The organism is Ditibartonella apis (assembly GCF_001952075.1).
GTDB classification, from domain to species: domain Bacteria; phylum Pseudomonadota; class Alphaproteobacteria; order Rhizobiales; family Rhizobiaceae; genus Bartonella; species Bartonella apis.
The window spans coordinates 24861-44210 of record NZ_LXYU01000004.1 but is presented as its reverse complement, the minus strand read 5'-3'; the positions used below and the strand labels follow the sequence as shown (position 1 = coordinate 44210).

The 19350-nt window shown below is 46.1% G+C and carries 19 protein-coding genes; 3 read left to right on the top strand and 16 right to left on the bottom strand.

Annotation, left to right across the window (positions count from 1 at the left end; translation table 11 throughout):
• Positions 1–267: 267 nt before the first annotated feature.
• From lpxB to PEB0122_RS09275, 14 genes are all read right to left on the bottom strand, one after another.
• Complete coding sequence (gene lpxB, locus PEB0122_RS09340) at positions 268–1434, bottom strand: lipid-A-disaccharide synthase (protein ID WP_075916928.1); 1167 nt, start codon at positions 1432–1434, stop codon at positions 268–270.
• Positions 1427–2299: an LpxI family protein gene (locus PEB0122_RS09335; protein ID WP_075916926.1), complete on the bottom strand. Its 873-nt coding sequence runs from the start codon at positions 2297–2299 to the stop codon at positions 1427–1429. Before PEB0122_RS09335 ends, lpxB begins: the two co-directional genes overlap by 8 nt.
• Positions 2300–2301: 2 nt before the next feature.
• Positions 2302–3129, bottom strand: coding sequence for an acyl-ACP--UDP-N-acetylglucosamine O-acyltransferase (lpxA, locus tag PEB0122_RS09330; protein WP_075870825.1), 828 nt, complete (start codon positions 3127–3129; stop codon positions 2302–2304).
• Between the two features lie 9 nt (positions 3130–3138).
• Positions 3139–3618 carry a 3-hydroxyacyl-ACP dehydratase FabZ gene (gene fabZ, locus PEB0122_RS09325; RefSeq protein ID WP_075870826.1) on the bottom strand — a complete coding sequence of 160 codons (480 nt, stop codon included), beginning with the start codon at positions 3616–3618 and terminating at the stop codon, positions 3139–3141.
• A 4-nt stretch (positions 3619–3622) separates the two neighbouring features.
• Positions 3623–4666, bottom strand: a complete 1044-nt coding sequence (gene lpxD / locus PEB0122_RS09320; protein ID WP_075870827.1) for a UDP-3-O-(3-hydroxymyristoyl)glucosamine N-acyltransferase — start codon at positions 4664–4666, stop codon at positions 3623–3625.
• Between the two features lie 47 nt (positions 4667–4713).
• A complete protein-coding gene (gene bamA, locus PEB0122_RS09315) occupies positions 4714–7128 on the bottom strand; it encodes an outer membrane protein assembly factor BamA (RefSeq protein ID WP_075914340.1) in 2415 nt (804 codons plus the stop codon).
• Between the two features lie 229 nt (positions 7129–7357).
• Complete coding sequence (gene rseP / locus PEB0122_RS09310) at positions 7358–8506, bottom strand: RIP metalloprotease RseP (protein ID WP_083650335.1); 1149 nt, start codon at positions 8504–8506, stop codon at positions 7358–7360.
• Between the two features lie 15 nt (positions 8507–8521).
• A complete protein-coding gene (locus PEB0122_RS09305) occupies positions 8522–9337 on the bottom strand; it encodes a phosphatidate cytidylyltransferase (protein WP_075916922.1) in 816 nt (271 codons plus the stop codon).
• Positions 9338–9412: 75 nt separating this feature from the next.
• Positions 9413–10144 (bottom strand): isoprenyl transferase, encoded by a 732-nt coding sequence (locus PEB0122_RS09300; RefSeq protein ID WP_075916920.1) that lies wholly within the window; start codon positions 10142–10144, stop codon positions 9413–9415.
• Positions 10145–10173: 29 nt separating this feature from the next.
• Complete coding sequence (gene frr / locus PEB0122_RS09295) at positions 10174–10734, bottom strand: ribosome recycling factor (protein ID WP_075870832.1); 561 nt, start codon at positions 10732–10734, stop codon at positions 10174–10176.
• A gap of 27 nt (positions 10735–10761) precedes the next feature.
• On the bottom strand, positions 10762–11481 hold the full coding sequence (gene pyrH, locus PEB0122_RS09290) for a UMP kinase (RefSeq protein ID WP_075870833.1): 720 nt from the start codon (positions 11479–11481) through the stop codon (positions 10762–10764).
• Positions 11482–11628: 147 nt separating this feature from the next.
• The gene (gene tsf / locus PEB0122_RS09285; RefSeq protein ID WP_075916918.1) at positions 11629–12552 is read right to left on the bottom strand and encodes a translation elongation factor Ts; all 924 of its coding nucleotides are present in this window, start codon (positions 12550–12552) and stop codon (positions 11629–11631) included.
• A gap of 117 nt (positions 12553–12669) precedes the next feature.
• A complete protein-coding gene (gene rpsB, locus PEB0122_RS09280) occupies positions 12670–13455 on the bottom strand; it encodes a 30S ribosomal protein S2 (protein WP_075870897.1) in 786 nt (261 codons plus the stop codon).
• A 244-nt stretch (positions 13456–13699) separates the two neighbouring features.
• A complete protein-coding gene (locus PEB0122_RS09275) occupies positions 13700–14524 on the bottom strand; it encodes a cell envelope integrity EipB family protein (RefSeq protein ID WP_075917208.1) in 825 nt (274 codons plus the stop codon).
• Positions 14525–14669: 145 nt separating this feature from the next.
• On the opposite strand from PEB0122_RS09275, the gene PEB0122_RS09270 reads away from it, so the two are divergent.
• The 3 genes from PEB0122_RS09270 (at position 14670) to PEB0122_RS09260 (ending at position 16332) form a co-directional block, all read left to right on the top strand.
• Positions 14670–15131: a RidA family protein gene (locus tag PEB0122_RS09270; protein ID WP_075914337.1), complete on the top strand. Its 462-nt coding sequence runs from the start codon at positions 14670–14672 to the stop codon at positions 15129–15131.
• 63 nt (positions 15132–15194) lie between these two features.
• Positions 15195–15842: a glycerophosphodiester phosphodiesterase family protein gene (locus PEB0122_RS09265; RefSeq protein WP_158025432.1), complete on the top strand. Its 648-nt coding sequence runs from the start codon at positions 15195–15197 to the stop codon at positions 15840–15842.
• A gap of 67 nt (positions 15843–15909) precedes the next feature.
• Positions 15910–16332, top strand: a complete 423-nt coding sequence (locus PEB0122_RS09260) for an HIT family protein (RefSeq protein ID WP_075870837.1) — start codon at positions 15910–15912, stop codon at positions 16330–16332.
• A 163-nt stretch (positions 16333–16495) separates the two neighbouring features.
• Here PEB0122_RS09260 and clpA read toward each other — a convergent pair whose 3' ends face one another.
• Both clpA and clpS read right to left on the bottom strand, forming a co-directional pair.
• On the bottom strand, positions 16496–18838 hold the full coding sequence (gene clpA, locus PEB0122_RS09255; protein WP_075916916.1) for an ATP-dependent Clp protease ATP-binding subunit ClpA: 2343 nt from the start codon (positions 18836–18838) through the stop codon (positions 16496–16498).
• Positions 18839–18844: 6 nt separating this feature from the next.
• Complete coding sequence (gene clpS, locus PEB0122_RS09250; protein WP_404801510.1) at positions 18845–19183, bottom strand: ATP-dependent Clp protease adapter ClpS; 339 nt, start codon at positions 19181–19183, stop codon at positions 18845–18847.
• Positions 19184–19350: the final 167 nt, after the last annotated feature.

Below are 19350 nucleotides of genomic sequence, written 5' to 3'. Positions count from 1 at the left end.
GAATGGCGTTTTTCAACGAATTTACGCCATATGACGACTGACGGACACGGTTTCATCCGCCTGTTTTCGACAATTTTTAACGTGCAGCACAAAGCATTTTAGCCTCTCAAGCAATTCCGGAATAAGTAAGTAGATAATTGCGAATTTTCGGCAGAAATATACGCGAAAGCCGCGTTTATTTTTTAAAAAACTGAACTCGATCCGGTGTTGTTTTCTATCTCGCCATGCTTCGATGAAGCTCCAGTGCCTTGATAAGCTGCAAACTATTCAATGAAGCTTCAAATATTTCAACAAGGCTTGCGACGCAATTTCACCGGATGGTGCGGATGTTTTCATGGTCGTTTTTATCAATGAAAATCCATCAAGTTGCGCTTGACGAACCGGCCCCGCAACAACCAATTGTTCAACCTGACGGGCGAGCATACCGGGACGCAAAAACTCGTTAAAATATTCCGGAACAACCGGTCGGTCGGCGATGATATTGGGCAATGCAGCGCTCCACACTTTTACCCGCGGCAATATGAAAGTTTTTGAAAAAAGATCAGCTTTATAACCAAGAACCATCGGAATATTGGCGAGTGCAAGTTCCAGAGAAACCGTACCGGACGCAGCGAGTGCAGCATCGGCTTTTGCAAAAGCAGCCCATTTTTCATCTTCACCAACGACAATATCAACTTTTACCGGCCATTCACTCATAAGTTTACGCACACTGTCGGCAAGTCTTGGCAGAGTAGGCAAAACAAAATTGATCGCTGGCTGCCGTTTTTTCAAGATTTCCAAAGCCGCCCCGAAAATAGGCATCAAGCCACGAATTTCAAAATGTCTTGAGCCTGGTAAAACGACCACTGTCGGGTCTGACCTTTTCTCTTCCAAATGGCGCAATCGCATTTTTTCCATTATCAGCAATGGCGGATAGGTCAACAATCTATGACCGACATAAGTTGCAGGCGGGCCTTGCAAATCATGCATAACCTTTTTTTCGAAGGGTAGCACGACGAGAACGTGGTCAATATAGGAACACATTGCCTTGGCTCGTTCGGGGCGCCATGCCCAGACCGAAGGAGCGATATATTTTATAATAGGAATTCGAGGTGCGAATTTCCGTACTTTTTTTGCAACACGATGAGTAAAATCCGGACTATCGATAATGATAAGACAATCGGGCTTTTCATCGGCAATATAACGCGCCAGACGATGTATATGCAGGATAAGTTTCGGCAGTTTTTTCAAAACTGCTCCGAGCCCCATCAGTGCGATGTCATCAACATTGAAGACACTTTTAAGCCCCAACGCTTCAAGATGTGCACCGCCAACTCCTATCAATTTGATATTGCGTCCAGTTTTTCGCGCCAGTGCCGATATCAAATCGGCTCCAAGCAAATCTCCCGATTCCTCGCCGGCAACGATAGCAATTTTGATAGGACCGTCAGACATGTTCGTTCTTTCCGAAGGTCTCGATGAAAATCGAACATTTATCCGCCTGTTCAACCGTCTCTTTCAAAGAAACGATAAAAGTTCTTTCTGCTTCGATTGCAACACCATCCAAATGACATTGTTTGGCATGAATAATTGTTTCAGGCCCGATGGTGGGCAAGTCTGCTCTTTCATCCTGCTGTTCTTTGGCTCGCTTGACCAACACGCCACCTTTTAGAGGAATGCGTTTTTCATTACGCATTTCGGTAATACGGCGTAACATGTTATCGGTACCTTCCGCACCTTCAACTGCCACAACGCGCCCTTTTACAGCAACCGCTCCCTGACCAATATCAAGTTTTCCCAAAATTGCTGCCGCTTCTGCTGCAAGCATGATATCCCGCCAATTTTTCTCATCAGCGCGTTTCTTTGTCAGATTGAATCCTTTGGGTGCCAATAACTGCGGAACGACTTCATGGGCACCCACAACGTGAAAACCATATTTTTCGACAACGCTAATGAAGGCTTTCAAAAGTGTGTCGTCTCCCTGCCCTAAAGCACGGAACAATTTAGGCAATGCCGATAAAGTCGTCCAGTCAGGGCGCAAATCAGCGAGATTGGGCCGACTTTTGACGCCACCAGCCAATATAACATTTGTGATATTCGCTTTTTTCAAAGCTTTTATCAGTTTTGCTAACTGTACTACCGAGATTTCACAATGATCATAGGCGTAAAGCCTCGGATCGGCTTCGCCTTTCAGCGGAACAAGAAAAGGCTTTTCCCCTGTTTCTTCAATTGCTTTGGCAACTGCTAATGGTAAAATACCACTACCCGCAATAATTGCGGTACGACCGGAAAGGCTACGTTTTATGTCGCCCTTCCCCATATTCAAAATCCAATATCGTCGCTGCTATTTGTTTTATCCAGCTTTGGCGTACAAAATGCCCGTTTGTGATCAGCTTCAACAAAATCGATAATGTCGCATACCGCCTTTGAAGCACGATAGGCATTACGCACATCAATAGCCCTTTCGGCAATCGGCTTGGTTCTGTCAAAGAGCATCGGCACAGCATGACGCACAGCATGAATTTCACTGTGAGGCAATCCTGATCTTTTCATGCCGATAATATTGAGGCCACCAAGCCATGCATGTACGCCGATTGCAGACCCATAAGGAATAAGATCACCAACCAGAGCCGCCAAACCGCCAACAAAAGCGTGATGCCCGACACGAACAAATTGATGAACCGCACCGCCGCCGCCAATAATCACATAATCACCGATAACAACGTGGCCACCAATCATCACATTGTTGGAAAATGTAACATGATTTCCCAAAGCACAATCGTGAGCCACATGAGCGTACGCCAAAAATTCACAATCATCGCCAACAGTCGTCGTTCCACGACTTGTATCCGATCCACGATGCATAGTGACACCCTCACGGATAATGCAATTCTTCCCGATAACTAAAGTGGTACGCCCACCTTTGTGTTTATTATTTTGAGGATCGCCACCCAAAACCGCATTCGGATAGACGAGAGCGTTTGCACCCAATGTCGTTGGACCCATTATGACGACATGACTCAACAAACGTGAATCGTCGCCAATGACAGCGTCGGCGCTTACTGTGCAAAAGGGCCCGATTTTTACATTAGCACCAAGTTCTGCACCTTTTTCTACAATTGCAGTTGGATGAATTTCAACACCGGACATTCTGGAACCCTATTCTTCTTTATTATCGGCAACCGCAATCATGGCCGCGACTTCCGCTTCTGCCACACGGTTACCGTCAACTTCTGCAAGGCAAGAAAACCTTCTAATTCCGCCATGTTGTTTCAATTTCTTGACATGAAGCTTTAACTGATCACCAGGTACAACCGGCTTACGGAATTTCGCCTTGTCAACTGTCATGAGATAAACGACACCCGGTTTTTCATCACCTTGTACGAGCAAAGAAATAGCTCCTGCGGTCTGAGCCATAGCTTCAATGATAAGCACCCCCGGCATAATCGGATTTTCCGGAAAGTGGCCAGTAAAATGTGGCTCATTCACTGTCACATTTTTAATACCGGTAGCCGATTGATCGCCATCAATATCAACAATACGATCGATAAGAAGGAATGGATAGCGGTGAGGCAATATTGACAAGAGCTTGCGTATATCAACTGCTTCCAGACTGTTTTTCTCAACAGCAGCATTCATCTCGTCATTTCTCCTTATTGAACTTTGTCATATTTCTGAGTGCAGCAACTTCACGGAACCACTGCTTTATCGGTCTTGCAGGGCTACCACCCCATTTTTCTCCGTCCGGAATATCATTCATCACGCCGCTAGCCGCAGCAATTTGAACATGAGCTCCGACTTTGACGTGATCTGCCAAACCGACGCTACCACCCAATTGGGTCATATCACCAATCGTTGAACTGCCGGCAATTCCGCAGTGTGCAGCGATAAGGCAATAGCGCCCGATTTGAACGTTATGAGCAATCTGGACAAGATTATCAATCTTGGTCCCCTCACCGATCACAGTATCTTTTAGCGCACCACGGTCAATAGTGGTGTTGGCGCCAATTTCCACATCATCCTGAATAATAACGCGGCCAAGTTGCGGGATTTTTTCAATTCCGCTCGGGCCGCCGACATATCCAAATCCGTCTTGCCCGACTCTGACACCGGGATAAAGATGAACACGATTACCAATGAAGCTGTATTGGATTGAAACCGACGGTGCAATGTAACATTCCCGCCCGACGCGGCAATTTTCACCAATCACGGCTGTCGAAGAAACAAGTGTACCGCTCCCCACTTCCGCACCACGCCCGATAACCGCACCGGCTTCAACGGTAACCCCCTCTTCCAGCTTTGCTTCCGGATGAACAAAGGCTTGAGGAGATATACCATATTCGCCAAACCATGGAGCCGGTTTTGCAGCTGTTGGAAACAAAATCCGACCAATCATCGCAAAATCGCGATGGGGCGACGGCGTAACCAACGTAGCAATATTATCAGGAACCTTGGAAGCGACGTCTTCCGAACAGAAAACTGCAAGAGCACGGCTCTCCCGAAGTGCTTTTGCAAATTTTCTACTTTCGACAAAAACCAGAGAACCCGGCTCTGCATTATCAAGCGAGGAAAGATGCTCTATAACCGAGCCACTCAATTCAGGATTGCGTAAAGCGGCACCTGTTAAAGCTGCCGCCTCGCCAACAGTCAACTGTCGGGACGGCGTAAAAAATAATGAATCCGCCATCAGAACACTTTCTCTCCCGACCCATCAAGATCGGGAGAAAGGAAAAATTAGAACTTGGTTGAGACACCAAAGTTGAAGTTCTGTGTCCGATCACCACTCTCTTTTACGACAGGCCATGCATAGTCAAAACGCAACGGACCGAACGGAGATGCCCACATCAAGCTGACACCAGCTGATGCACGCCATGCACTGTCATCACCCGTAACCGGATTTTCATTGGGATAACTAGGATCATACTTGTTGCCGTAAAGTGTTGCAGTATCAGCAAAGAATGCTCCACGCATACCCAAACTATCCGGAACAACCGGCATCGGGAACTGGATTTCCGCCGTGGCATTCATATAGGTTGTGCCACCAAGGAAATACTTATCTCCGTCTGAAGAACGTTGACGCGGGCCAATGCCGTTATATTTAAAACCGCGAATGATATCCGAATTGCTTTTGAACATATCGAAGATACGGACACCATCATCACCGATCTCGTGAATATAACCACCACCGACAGACAGCAATCCGACAAGATCGTATGTTTCGGAAATCGTCTTGTACATCATGGCCTTGCCAGTTGTCTTCAAGAAGTTGGCATCACCACCGACACCGGCATATTCCTGAATACCACGAATAAAGAGACCATCATGCGGATTTTTCATGTCGTCGATCGTGTTATAGGTCAAACCGTAACTGACCGAAGACCGGATCCAAGGACTATTTTCGGAAGCCTGAATAATGGCACCCGAATAATCCTTCATTTCCTCTTCTTCTTTAGTCGTACCGTTCTCTTTTGCACGATCTTTATAGCGATGCTTATGGTCAAGATCATATTCTTCCTGAACATAGTTATAGGCGATGCTACCGGTCAACTGTTCAGTAATCGGAACACCGAAACGAACTGTACCACCAGTTTGTTTGACATCATAATCGTCATTCATACGATATGTGCGACGGAAGATATCAAAACCGGCCGATAAGCGATAGCCGAGGAAATAAGGCTCGGTAAACGACAGGTTATAATTACGTGCGTCATCTTCGCCGGCACCGGCACCAATACGAACATATTGGCCACGTCCCAAGAAGTTACGCTCTGTAATAGAAGCTTCAACAGAAGCACCCGGCGAATCGCCACCGGTTGTATAACCACCACCGATAGAGAACTCACCAGTCGATTTTTCGGTTACATCAACAACAAGGATAACCTGATCAGGTTGTGATCCCGGAGCCGTCGATACATTGACTGTCTGGAAGAAACCAAGTCCTTCAAGACGGCGCTTGGCGCGCTGAACCATTGTCTGGTTGTAGGCATCACCTTCGTTCAAATCAAGTTCACGACGGATAACATAATCACGTGTCTTATCGTTACCGCGAATCTCGATACGTTCGACATAAGCGCGAGGCCCCTGATCGATATTGTAGACGATGGAAATCGTGTGATTGTTAAAATCACGATCACCACGCGGCTCGACCTTGGCAAAAGCATAACCTGAATCAGCAACTTTATCATTAATTGCCAATACCGAGTCTTCAATACGTTTTGCCGAATAGACATCACCCTCATGGGTTTTCAGCACTTTCTGCATTGATTGGGTATCAACACCTTCGATCGTGCTATCAACCTGAACGTCGCCTAACTTGTAGCGGGCGCCTTCATCAACAACGAACTTGATTTTGTACGAATTGCTTGCTTCGTCAAAGGTTGCGTCGGCCGAAACAATCTGGAAATCGGCATAGCCGTGATTGAAATAAAAACGACGGAGTGCTTCCTGATCTGCCTGAAGACGATCGTCACTGTAAACATCACCGCGCGTCAACCATGAAAGGAAGTTCGACCGTTTTGTAGCAATCACATCACGCAGACGACGGTTACCAAAGGCTTTATTTCCTTCAAAGGTAATGTCATCAATTTTGGTCTTTTTACCTTCCGTGATTTTGAAGATAACATTGACACGTCCCTGTCCGAGGTCGACTGTCTGCGCGGAAACTGCAGCGTCATTGCGACCTACATAACGATAGGCATCACGAATAGCCTGCTCATCCGATGCAAGCTTGGCAGGATCGAAAGCTTCACGGGGTTTGAGCGAGATGACGCGCTGCAAATCCGGATCTTTGACCTTTTTATTGCCTTGGAAGAGCACCTGATTGACGACTTCGTATTCCTTGACGGTAACAACAAGCGTACTTCCGACTTGTTTCATCTTCACGTCGGAAAACAGACCCATTGCAAAAAGCCGCTTCAACCCTTCGTCAATATCGGTATTGGAAAAGTTTTTACCAACTTTGATGCCCGTATTATCACGAATCGTCTGTGCGTCAACGCGCTGGTTACCATGAACCTCGATGGAGTGAACGACAGCCGCCTGTGCAACTCCCATTCCCAGAACCGAGACAGTTACAGTCGCCGGAACGGCCATTGCTACTGTAAGTGCCAGTGCAGATGCTGCGCTAAGAAATTTCGAATTCGCCGTCATTGGCTTCTTTACCCTTGTTTATTTGTTTTCCGGACACATTGTATCCAAAAATGCTTATATACCCCTAATAGCGGGTTTTTTGATACAAGCAAGGCCTTCCGTTAAATTCTGCCCACTTCTTTACCCACCGTGGCATGTATGCCACGGCATTTCATAAATATGGTAAACAGTTTACACCATTTTTAATAAGAAACATCGCTCAACTTGATAAACTGTTAACACACCTAAATCAACCGAACCAGCATAAATAATCGTTGGATATTGCAAATAACATAAAAGCCATCACAGCGATGAAGCCGATTGTGAATATCGATTCTTGAATTCTTTTTGGAACTGGCCGGCCGACAATTCCTTCAATGACGTAGAACACCAGATGTCCGCCATCAAGAGGAGGCAATGGAAAAAGGTTGATCAAACCGATTCCGATCGACAACAGTGCTGTAAAGTTAAGGAGTGACATAAAACCGGTTTCGCTTACCCGCCATGCAATCGTTGCGGTTTTTGATGGCCCGCTCAATTGGCAGCGATCTTCTCTTCCTTCAATCAATCGTCCTAAATAGCGGACAGTTTGAACGACGATGAAAGCAGACTTGTCTATTGCCTCACCAATTGCCGGAAATAATCCATAACTGATATGTCCTTCATAAGCCGGATCAAGCCTTCCCGGATTATTCGGATCAACAGGAGCGCCTGCACCAATCATACCGACGCGCACCTTATTGCCAAAACCGTCGTCTCTTTCAGTCGGTCTTGGTGTTATTGTAACCGTAAACGGTGCACCGGCTCTCTCCATGGAAAAATTGATCGGATCGTCACCATGAAGAGAAACATAGGAGATAAGATCATCGAAACTCTCGACCTTCTGCCCGTCCATCTCTATAAAGCGGTCACCCGGCTTCAATCCGGCAGTCATTGCCGGTGCGCCATCAACCAAAGAACCGATAACCGGCTCAATTGTTATTCTTCCGTAAGAAAAGAAGAAGAATGACAAAACGACAACTGTAAAAATCGCGTTGGTAAATGGCCCTGCAAACACAGTGGCCGCGCGTGCCCATGCATTGGCCGCAGCAAACGAGCCCGGAAGGGCTGCCGCATCCGATTTCGACGTCATACCGGCAGCATCTTCATCCCCGATGAATTTTACATAACCGCCAAGAGGTATCAGTGCAATGCGCCAACGTGTGCCGCGTTTATCCGTTACGGCACAAATTTCCGGACCAAACCCCAATGAAAAAGTGCTTGCTCCGATGCCGCACCAGCGCCCCACAAGATAGTGCCCCATCTCATGGACAAAAATAATGACCATAATGACGCATATCACACCGAATATGCGCAATATCGGTGTACCAATGTCAGTTATCAGACTCGTTGTTTCCAAGAAAGACTCCGTCATTCAGATCAGATTAAACATATTGGAAGGGACAGCCATATCTGCAGCAACTGCACCGACAAGATAGAGTAACATGGCAGCAAATACCAAACCGTCGACACGATCCATAAAACCGCCATGCCCGGGTAAAAAATGGCCTGAATCTTTCACCCCGAACTTACGCTTTACCCATGATTCAGAAATATCACCAATTTGCGATATTATGGACAATGCAAGCGAGAGGACGGGAATAAAAAAATTAGCCGGTGAAGTATCAAGCGCAAAAAATGCAACAAGACACCCTCCCGCTGTTCCGGCAAGAGCGCCACCTATTGCACCACTCCAAGTCTTGTTGGGGGAAAATTTCGGCGCCAGTTTCGGGCCACCGAGCGAACGACCATTGAAATAGGCTGCAATGTCCGTCCCCCACACAATAGCAAAGAGAAATATGATTGCTCCGAAACCGAATGGCTCTTCACCTCGTATAAAGGTGAGTGAAGCAACCGGTAAAGTTGCATAGATAAAGCCACCTGCGACCCATCCTGCATTTTTAAGAGACATGATTGAGAGGATGACCGCACACAAAAGAATTACACTAAAAACAAGTGGCGCCGAAAAATCAAAAACGAGGAGAACACCAAAAACTACATATGCCAGACTTGCAACAATTTCATCAACAACACCCCAACAGCTCCTGGTAATCCCCCTCCACTCAAAAAGCACGAAGCCGCCAACACACCATGCAAACAAAGCAAATAGAAAACCGCCTTCCCATGTTAAAAAAAGTGCCAGAGCCGCAAAAATGACAGCAGTCAGAACTCTCATGAGAAGATTAGACATCGATTTTCCACTCCCAAAGTGACGTTGTCAGGCGAAAGTTTCCTAACCTTTCAGGATTGAAGACATCAAGCAAGGTCAAGACCGACCTCCGTTTTGTTTGTCAGTTTCATGAACACGCCCGAAACGACGTTCACGTAACCAGTAATCGGAGACCGCGATATCAAGCTGCTCTTCGTTAAAGTCAGGCCAATAACAAGCGGCAAAATAAAGTTCGCTATATGCTGATTGCCAAAGCAAAAAATTCGACAGCCTTTGTTCGCCACTGGTGCGAATAATCAAATCAGGATCCGGCATATCATATGTATCAAGACATTTTGAAAATGCCGTCTCGTCGATTTCATCCGGTTTGATATCGCCTCTACGTACCGCCTCTATCAATTTTTTTGCCGACCGGACAATTTCGGCGCGTCCACCATAGTTGAAAGCCACAACAAGATTGAGGCCATTATTCTGTTTCGTCGTAACCTCGGCCTCGTCAAGCAGTTTAGCGATTTCGGACGGGACACCAGCGCGCTCGCCAATCACCCGAATACGCACATTTCTTTCCCGAAGTTCTGCGAGGTCACGTTTGATAAACAGCTTCAACAACCCCATGAGGTGATTGACCTCTTCATCAGGCCGTGACCAGTTTTCAGATGAAAAAGCAAATACCGTCAACCATTCAAGACCATTGCTACTTGCATGGCGAACAATCCGATGAAGGGCTTCCATGCCAATTTTATGGCCTGCAATACGAGGCAATCCACGAACACGTGCCCAACGGCCGTTTCCGTCCATTATAATGGCGATATGACGTGGATATAACATATTCTCGACCTGTATAACGCAATAAACTTTTAGACTTGCATGATTTCTGCTTGTTTGGCTGCAAGAATTTTATCGATTTCGCCAATCGTTCCGTCAGTCAATTTCTGGATTTTATCCGAAGCGATCCGGCTTTCGTCCTGACTGATCTCGCTGTCTTTTTCTGCTTTTTTCAAACCTTCCATACCGTCACGACGAACGTGGCGTACAGCAACGCGAGCTTGCTCGGCGTATTGGTGGGCAATCTTAACGAGTTCTTTGCGGCGTTCTTCATTGAGTTCCGGAAGAGGAATGCGCAAAGTCGTGCCGTCAGTTATAGGATTTAATCCCAGGGAAGACTCCCGGATAGCCTTATCAACAGCATTCACCATGGACTTATCCCAAACCGAAACCGACAACATACGTGGTTCCGGCACCGCAATATTGGCAACCTGATTGAGAGGAACTGTCGAACCATAGGCCTCAACCGTAATCGGCTCAAGCAGGCTTGCCGATGCACGACCGGTTCTCAGCCCCATCAACTCATGTTTGAATGATGAAATGGCGCCTTCCATACGGCGCTTGAGATCGTCGATATTTGTAGCGTCACTCATGCTAATTCTCCTTCAACTTAACTGATATTATTCGGAAACAACTGTATATCTTCCAGTGCCATTCAGCACATTTGCCAGTCCACCTTTTTCACTAATGGAATAGACAATAATCGGAATATGGTTTTCGCGTGCCAAAGTAATGGCTGTCGTGTCCATCACAGCCAAACCTTTTCTTATAACTTCCTCATGTGTGAGACGGTCGTAGCGCGTCGCATTTGGATCTTTTTTCGGATCGGCCGAATAAATTCCATCCACCTGAGTTGCTTTCAATAAAACGTCCGCACCAATTTCGGCGGCCCTTAAAGCCGCTGCCGAATCGGTGGTAAAGAATGGGTTTCCGGTTCCGCCAGCAAAGATAACAACTTTACCCTGACTTATATATCCGACCGCTTTGCGTTGTGAGAAACTCTCGCAAATCTGCGGCATTGCTATGGCCGAGAGGACCACCACTTCGACGCCCAATTTGGTCAACGATGTGCGCAAAGCAAGTGAATTGATTGCCGTTGCCAACATCCCCATATGGTCGCCGGTAACACGGTCACCGCCCCTCGACGCGACAGCGACGCCGCGAAAAATATTTCCGCCGCCTATGACAACGCCAACTTCGACCCCCATATCATGGGCATCTGCTATATCTTTGGCAATACGATCAACAACAGATACGTCAATACCGAAACTCTGCCCTCCCATAAGAGCTTCACCGGAAGCTTTTAACAAAATCCGTTTGTAGAGGGGCTTATTGGTCATTAGTAGTCTCCGAATATAGATTCATTGTGCCTTCGATACACGAAGGGCACCGCATTGTCACGCGATGCCCTCTCTACAACGTTTTTTCCGCTTCTCACAACGCTAAAAGCACAGCTTTGAAGCAAATAAACCGAATTTTGTCCAAAATTAGCCCTTAACAGCGGCTGCAACTTCAGCTGCGAAATCGCTTTCAGCCTTTTCAATACCCTCACCCAATGCAAAACGCACAAAGCCTTTGATTTTGGCCGGAGCGCCAATTTCTTTTTCGGCTTCTTTCAAAGCCTGACTTACTGTTACGTCGGGATTGATAACGAAAGCCTGCGACAACAAAACGACTTCCTCGTAAAACTTGCGCATACGTCCTTCAACCATCTTTTCGACGATGTTAGCCGGTTTACCAGACTGATGAGCTTGTTCCGAATAGATAGCTTTTTCGCGCTCGACTGCAGCCGGATCCACTTCCTCTGCTGTCAAGGCCATAGGATTCGTAGCTGCAACATGCATAGCAACTTGACGTCCGAAACGTTCGGCTGCTTCTTTGTCACCATTTGTCTCTATCGCTACGAGCACGCCGATCTTGCCCAGACCGTCACCGATGCCGTTATGGATATATGTTGCAATAACACCATTATCGACAGAAAGCTCAGCCGAACGGCGAAATGTCATATTCTCGCCGATTTTTCCGATTGCATCTTTAAGAGTTTCTGCAACTGTTTTATCCGAGCCTGGGTAAACAGAAACCGAAATTTTTTCCAGCGTTCCATCGGTTTTGAGAGCGGCCTTCGCAATATTGCGAACGATATCCTGAAATGCATCATTGCGCGCAACGAAATCTGTTTCCGAATTGACTTCAACGAGAACGGCCTTTTTGCCATCAGAGGCGACACCGACAAGACCTTCAGCGGCAGTACGTCCTGCTTTTTTGTCAGCCTTGGCAATGCCTTTTTTGCGCAACCAGTCAACAGCTGCTTCCATGTCGCCATTTGTTTCAGCCAGAGCTGTCTTGCAATCCATCATACCGGCGCCCGACAATTCGCGAAGTTCTTTCACCTGTGCTGCGGTAATGCTCATATTTGCCTCTTAATCTTAATAACAGCGAAAGCGTGCAAGGATTATTCCTCAGCACGCCCGCGACCTAATATTTTTGATTTTAGGTGCCCTATTTAAAAAAGGGCACCGTTTTATTCATTATTCTGCGGCAGGAGTTGCTTCTTTAGTTTCGGTTTCCAAAGCAGGTTCAGCCGGTGCTTCCGCCTGAGCGCCAAGATCAACACCCATAGCACCTTGCTGACGGGCAATACCATCCAGTGCAGCCTTGGAAATAAGATCGCAATAGAGTGCGATAGCGCGTGATGCGTCGTCGTTACCGGGAATCGGATAATCGATATTATCCGGATCACAATTGGTATCGATAATTGCTACCACCGGAATTCCGAGGCGCTTCGCTTCATCAATTGCGATTTTCTCTTTATTTGTGTCGATGATAAAAAGAAGATCCGGAACCGACCCCATATCCTTGATACCACCGAGTGCGCGATTAAGTTTATCGCGATCATGCTCAATATTGAGGCGTTCTTTTTTGGTGAACCCCTGTGCTTCATTGGCAAGAATTCCGTCAAGCTTGCGCAAACGCTGAATAGAATTCGAAATCGTTTTCCAGTTGGTCAACATGCCGCCGAGCCAGCGTGCATTGACATAGTATTGAGCCGAACGGGTTGCTGCTTCGGCAATAATGTCGGATGCCTGACGCTTGGTGCCTACGAAAAGCACGCGACCACCACGAGCAACAGTATCCGAAACCACCTTCAAAGCGTTGTGAAGCAACGGAACCGTCTGTGCAAGATCGATAATGTGAATGTTATTGCGCTGCCCATAAATATAGGGAGCCATTTTCGGATTCCAGCGATGTGTCTGGTGACCGAAGTGAACACCTGCTTCCAAAAGCTGGCGCATAGTAAAATCTGGCAATGCCATTTCTTTATCCTTTCCGGTTGAACCTCCACGGAATGAGGCAGTAAAACCTGCCACCGGCGGAAAATTACGGATTTCTCCCGCAATTACCCTATTTCCGTGTGTGGAATACTTGGCTAGTTAGGTGATATCGGAACAAGTTTCAAGTCTTTTCAGAAAAATCTCGTAATAATCTCTGTCAAAAGAGACAAAAATTCAAACAACGTCGTTTGATTTAAACAGCTTCAGTTAGGCAATTGAAATTCGTTCAATCTTTGCAACCGTCTTTTTGGGTCGGTATGTCGAACAATTTGAATGTCTGTAATTTACCTCGCACTGAAAAATTTCCGTAATCCATTACAAGGTCACGCGTCACGCCGTTTTCATAAAGGAAAAAGCTCGTCCGGTAGACTGGCAGTCCATCCTGGTTTTCATCATCATTGAAATAAGAAATAGTTACAGGCCAATAAGGTTCTTTGCCAAGTTTTCCCATCATTTTCGTTTCATTATCGGGCTTGCCCTCAACTTTATCCCCCACAACAACAGTGGCTTCCGTCAATCGGTCGGCATCATCGGAACCGTCAAATAGCACTGTACGGTAGAAATGGCGCCCGGCTTTTGCCTGACGGATTACCTCTTCGGTCTGGATTGTCGGAAATGCCGCCGATTTCAATTTGACTTCTGTTTCTTTCGGCTTCTTTAAACTGACGGTCATATTGCCGTTTGCAATTTTTGCAACACCATCCGTTTCGCTTGTTACGTCCTGATCGATAATCGTTTTGCTTACAAAACGGAACTCTTTGCCATTTGCCGCTTCAAAACTAGTCATCTGTTGGTCGGTCAAGCGGGCGGGTGAATCGGCCATATTGATGCGCGTCACAAACCTGAAACGGGTTGTATAGCCCTCGCAAGAAGAGCCATTGAATTCATAGGCCATACGACCGATAAGGCCGGTAATCCCCGATTTATCCGACGCATTTTCGAGCTGCAAATCATAGATAGCAAGATGCGGCACCATAAAAATTTTATCTTCGGCCTGCGCAATGCCAAGCCCCATAAAAGATAAAATAATAGCTAAAAGAAATTTCGGCATCCGCATATTCCTGTTTTTACTTAAGCTCGGGGTTATCATATATGCTAGTTTGAAAGCGAGTAAATTTCTTTTTTCAAGATCGCATTTCCATGTTTGAAGAAATGCGTTATTGAGCAAAATATAAATAACGGGAAAAGAGGTAAAAATGTCTGATACGATTGAAAGCCGTTTACAAAAACTTGGCATCACAATTCCCGCTGCTGTACAACCTGTAGCCAACTATGTGACAGCCAGAAAATCCGGCAACCAACTTTATATTTCCGGACAACTTCCGCTGAGCAACGGCAAGCCCGTTGCAATTGGTAAAGTCGGCAGAACTGTGAGTGCGGAACAAGCAAAAAAATCTGCAGAAGCTTGTGCAATCAACATTCTCGCGCAAGCAAAAGCCGCGCTTGGTGATTTGAGCAAAGTCAAACAAGTCGTAAAGGTTACCGCTTTTGTAGCGACCGATCCGAATTTTACCGACATTCCACAAGTTGCCAATGGCGCCTCGGATCTTTTTGTCAATGTCTTGGGGGAAAAAGGAAAACATGCCCGTTCAGCTGTCGGAGTTGCTTCACTTCCCATGGACGTTCCAGTGGAAGTCGAAGCAATTCTGGAAATCTGAGCGATGCGGCTTGACTGGTTAACAAAAAGGCCCTTTGCAAATTGTGGACTTCATGGAACCGACATGTCGGTTCTGGAAAATACGCTGCCCGCTTTCGAGCTGGCAGCGCTTCAGGATTATAGCATTTGTTGTGATGTCCAATTGTCTCATGACGGAGTCCCCATGGTCTTCAATGAAACTTCGCTTGAACAATTGTTTGGTCAAAAAAAGCGCATCATTGATTTGCGGTCATCCGAAATTGCAAAAATTTGTGCGGATAAGCACTTGCAACACATTCTCACGCTTGAAGAACTTCTTCAAAATATATCGGGGAAAGTACCTGTTCTTATAAATCTTGAAGGCAATGATGGAGAAGATGCCGGTCTTATCTCTCGGGTGACGGAGCTTTTGACCTCATATCCGAATAATTCGGCGATGATGTCTCAAGATGTCCATATTTTGCGCCGCATGCGTTTTGCCGATCACGCAATTCCTCACGGAATAAAAGCCGAAGGAAACCGGCGATCCGAAATCGAAGAACACTTTGCAATGTTTGCTCATGATATGGAGTTCGTTGCCTACAATTTTCGTCAGTTGGCAAATCCGTTTGTTAGATTTGCACGTGAAAAACTTTCAATGCCTGTGCTTGCATGGACCATTCATAATCCGGCAGAATGGGAGCGGGCTAAAGTCAACGCCGACCAGATGATATTCGAAAGTTTCAAACCTTGAAACAATAAATTCGTGTTTAAAATGAAATAGTTGTAAATTTTTATTAACTTATCAAGCGAGGAGAAAAATGCAGCAAGTTTACGATGAAAATAATATTTTTGCGAAATTGATCCGAGGAGAGATTCCGTCCATTCGCGTTTATGAAGATGATGATGTCATTGCTTTTATGGATGTTATGCCTCAGGGAAAAGGACATACTTTGATCGTCCCGCGTAAAGGCTCGAGAAATCTGTTGGATGCAGATCCTGAAACACTTACGAAAATTATCAAAGTGGTTCAGAAAATTGCCAAAGCTGTGAAAAAAGCTTTCAATGCAGATGGCGTGACAGTTATGCAGTTCAATGAACCGGCAAGCGGCCAGACCGTTTTTCATCTTCATTTTCACGTTATTCCGCGCTTTAACGATGTACCGCTAAAACCGCATAGCGGCGAACCGGTTGACACAAAAACACTGGAAGAATCAGCAGCGAAAATTCGTGCCGCTCTTTAAATACATTTCAAAGAGCGCGGAGTTTTCTATCTGACAAACAGATCCACTCGTCAATAAAAACAGGAAAAGCCTGTCTTAAGGACTTTAAGACAGGCTTTTTAATAGACAATTTTGAATCGGAGAACTTTAATCCCGATATGAATAACGAGTTATAATCAACAGCTCAATCTGCCGGTGTCGGTTTTTTCACACGTGCCTTGGCTGTTTTGGTAGCTCTTACCGGTTTTCTATTTGCATCCGGTTCGTTACTGATAATTTCCAGAGCAAGCTTATTCTTATCGGATTTATCAGTCATGACTTTTACCGTTCCACCATGGCGGAGCTTTCCGAACAATATTTCTTCAGCCAGCGGTTTCTTGATATATTCCTGAATGACCCGCGATAAAGGACGTGCTCCCATACGTGAGTCATAGCCTTTGTTAGCAAGCCATTTGGTTGCACCTTCACTCAACTCGAAAGTTATTTCGCGATCGGCAAGTTGCGCTTCAAGCTGCAAAATGAACTTTTGTACAACTTGATGGATAGTCGGCTCGGACAAAGGTGCAAACGGAATGATAGCGTCAAGACGATTGCGGAATTCTGGAGGAAACAGCTGATTAATCGCCTCTACATCATCACCTTCACGTTGGGTTTTCCCAAAACCGATTGCCGATTTTGCCATATCCACTGCGCCAGCATTCGTTGTCATGATAAGAATGATGTTGCGAAAATCGATCTGTTTTCCGTTGTGGTCAGTGAGTTTACCGTGATCCATCACCTGCAACAGGATATTATAAAGATCCGGATGCGCTTTTTCGATCTCGTCAAGCAAAAGCACTGCATGCGGATTTTGGTCGACAGCATCGGTCAATAAACCACCCTGATCGAATCCGACATATCCGGGCGGTGCACCGATCAACCGCGAAACAGTATGCCGCTCCATATATTCCGACATATCGAATCGCAATAATTCAATTCCCAATGAAGCCGCCAGCTGTTTGGCAACCTCGGTTTTACCGACACCCGTCGGACCGGAAAACAGATAGCTTCCGATTGGCTTGTCCGGCTCTCTGAGTCCTGCACGAGCAAGTTTGATAGATGACGTCAGTGCGGCGATCGCTTTATCTTGACCGTAAACAACGCTTTTCAGTTCTTTTTCGAGATTTGCCAAAGTTTTGCGATCATCCCTTGAAATCGTTTTTTGAGGAATACGTGCCATTGTTGCAACTGTTTCCTCGATTTCTTTAACGCCAATGGTTTTTTTCCGTTTGTTTTTGGGCAAAAGCATTTGCGCTGCGCCAGTCTCATCGACGACATCAATCGCCTTATCAGGAAGCCGCCTGTCGGACATATAACGCGACGACAGTTCGACTGACGCTTTCATCGCATCATCGGTATATTTTATCTGATGGAAGTTTTCGAAATAAGGCTTCAAACCCTTCAATATTTCGATTGCATCATCAATAGAAGGTTCATTCACGTCGATTTTCTGGAAACGCCGTGCCAAGGCACGGTCTTTTTCAAATATCTGGCGATATTCCTTATAGGTTGTAGACCCTATGCAACGGATTAGCCCTGAAGAGAGTGCCGGCTTCAATAAATTGGCTGCATCCATACTGCCGCCCGACGTTGCCCCTGCTCCGATGAGCGTATGGATTTCGTCAATGAAGAGAATGGCGCCGTCATAATTTTCAAGTTCTTTGACAACCTGTTTCAAACGTTCTTCAAAATCACCCCGATAACGGGTTCCTGCGACAAGCATTCCCATATCGAGTGAAAAAATCGTTGCATTGCTTAAAACTTCTGGTACTTCACCATCAACTATGCGCTTGGCCAACCCCTCGGCAATCGCAGTCTTGCCGACACCGGGATCTCCCACGAGAAGCGGATTGTTCTTTGAACGGCGACATAATATCTGGATGGTCCGCGCAATTTCTTTATTGCGACCGATCAACGTATCAATTTTGCCTTGACGCGCACGATCGTTGAGATTGACACAATAAGCCGAGAGCGCGCTGTTTTCTTTCGATGCCGATTGTGCATTGGATACTTCTTCATCAGCATCATCAAGCGGAAAACCGGCAGCTCCGTTCTCCGACGCGATGCCATGGGAAATGAAGTTCACGGCATCGTAGCGCGTCATTCCGAGTTCCTGCAGGAAATAGGCAGCAAAACTTTCCCGTTCGGCAAAAATTGCTACAAGCACATTGGCGCCTGTCACAATATCGCGCCCTGCTGATTGAACATGAATAACAGCGCGCTGGATGACGCGTTGGAACGAGTTCGTCGGTTTCGTATCCTCGTCATCGCCGATTTGCGAATCGAGTTCAGACTGTACATACTGCGTTAAACGCGAGCGCAATTGTTCAATGTCGACGTTGCAAGCCTCGATCACTGCTTTTGCATCAACGTCGTCGAGTAAAGCCAATAACAGATGTTCGAGCGTCGCATATTCCTGATGCGCGTCGCTCGCTATCATAAGCGCTCTATGGAGAGTCTTCTCAAGACTGGTTGTAAAAGACGGCATGGGCGTTCACTTTCTTTCCATAACGCATTGTAGAGGATGCTGGTTTTCACGGGCGCAATCCATGACCTGCGCGACTTTTGTCTCGGCCACCTCATAAGAATAGACACCGCATTCACCGACACCTGTGTGGTGGACATTGAGCATGATCCGTGTTGCATCTTCGCGATTTTTGCGAAAAAACTTTTGCAATACAAATACAACAAAATCCATAGGCGTGTAATCATCGTTCAAGAGAAGAACGCGATAAAAGTCCGGCCTTTTTACTTTCGGAAGCGTTTTGGTCGCAACTCCGGCTTCGAAGCTCTCATGATCCACGCCTTCCTTCCCGTTATGATCGCCATTCAATTTTTCCAAATTACCTTTTGCCACCGTTACGTTTCTTTCCAAGAGATGCACTTTATGTAATAGGTTTTTTATAAATTATAAGTCCTCGACCAGCGAGTTCGATAACTCTTTACACCATTTTTCACCAATAACCGCAGCCCCTGATCGACAAATTTTCGTTAAAAAAT

Bases quoted from the DNA above. Each gene is read 5' to 3' on its own strand.
- tsf (WP_075916918.1), bottom strand. From the start codon at position 12,552: ATGAGCATTACCGCAGCACAGGTGAAAGAACTTCGCGAATTGTCGGGC.
- PEB0122_RS09265 (WP_158025432.1), top strand. From the start codon at position 15,195: ATGTCGGTTCTGGAAAATACGCTGCCCGCTTTCGAGCTGGCAGCGCTT.
- PEB0122_RS09300 (WP_075916920.1), bottom strand. From the start codon at position 10,144: ATGTTATATCCACGTCATATCGCCATTATAATGGACGGAAACGGCCGT.
- PEB0122_RS09260 (WP_075870837.1), top strand. From the start codon at position 15,910: ATGCAGCAAGTTTACGATGAAAATAATATTTTTGCGAAATTGATCCGA.
- clpA (WP_075916916.1), bottom strand. From the start codon at position 18,838: ATGCCGTCTTTTACAACCAGTCTTGAGAAGACTCTCCATAGAGCGCTT.
- fabZ (WP_075870826.1), bottom strand. From the start codon at position 3,618: ATGAATGCTGCTGTTGAGAAAAACAGTCTGGAAGCAGTTGATATACGC.
- PEB0122_RS09305 (WP_075916922.1), bottom strand. From the start codon at position 9,337: ATGTCTAATCTTCTCATGAGAGTTCTGACTGCTGTCATTTTTGCGGCT.
- PEB0122_RS09275 (WP_075917208.1), bottom strand. From the start codon at position 14,524: ATGCCGAAATTTCTTTTAGCTATTATTTTATCTTTTATGGGGCTTGGC.
- lpxA (WP_075870825.1), bottom strand. From the start codon at position 3,129: ATGTCCGGTGTTGAAATTCATCCAACTGCAATTGTAGAAAAAGGTGCA.
- PEB0122_RS09335 (WP_075916926.1), bottom strand. From the start codon at position 2,299: ATGGGGAAGGGCGACATAAAACGTAGCCTTTCCGGTCGTACCGCAATT.
- bamA (WP_075914340.1), bottom strand. From the start codon at position 7,128: ATGACGGCGAATTCGAAATTTCTTAGCGCAGCATCTGCACTGGCACTT.
- PEB0122_RS09270 (WP_075914337.1), top strand. From the start codon at position 14,670: ATGTCTGATACGATTGAAAGCCGTTTACAAAAACTTGGCATCACAATT.
- lpxD (WP_075870827.1), bottom strand. From the start codon at position 4,666: ATGGCGGATTCATTATTTTTTACGCCGTCCCGACAGTTGACTGTTGGC.
- pyrH (WP_075870833.1), bottom strand. From the start codon at position 11,481: ATGACCAATAAGCCCCTCTACAAACGGATTTTGTTAAAAGCTTCCGGT.
- lpxB (WP_075916928.1), bottom strand. From the start codon at position 1,434: ATGTCTGACGGTCCTATCAAAATTGCTATCGTTGCCGGCGAGGAATCG.
- rpsB (WP_075870897.1), bottom strand. From the start codon at position 13,455: ATGGCATTGCCAGATTTTACTATGCGCCAGCTTTTGGAAGCAGGTGTT.
- frr (WP_075870832.1), bottom strand. From the start codon at position 10,734: ATGAGTGACGCTACAAATATCGACGATCTCAAGCGCCGTATGGAAGGC.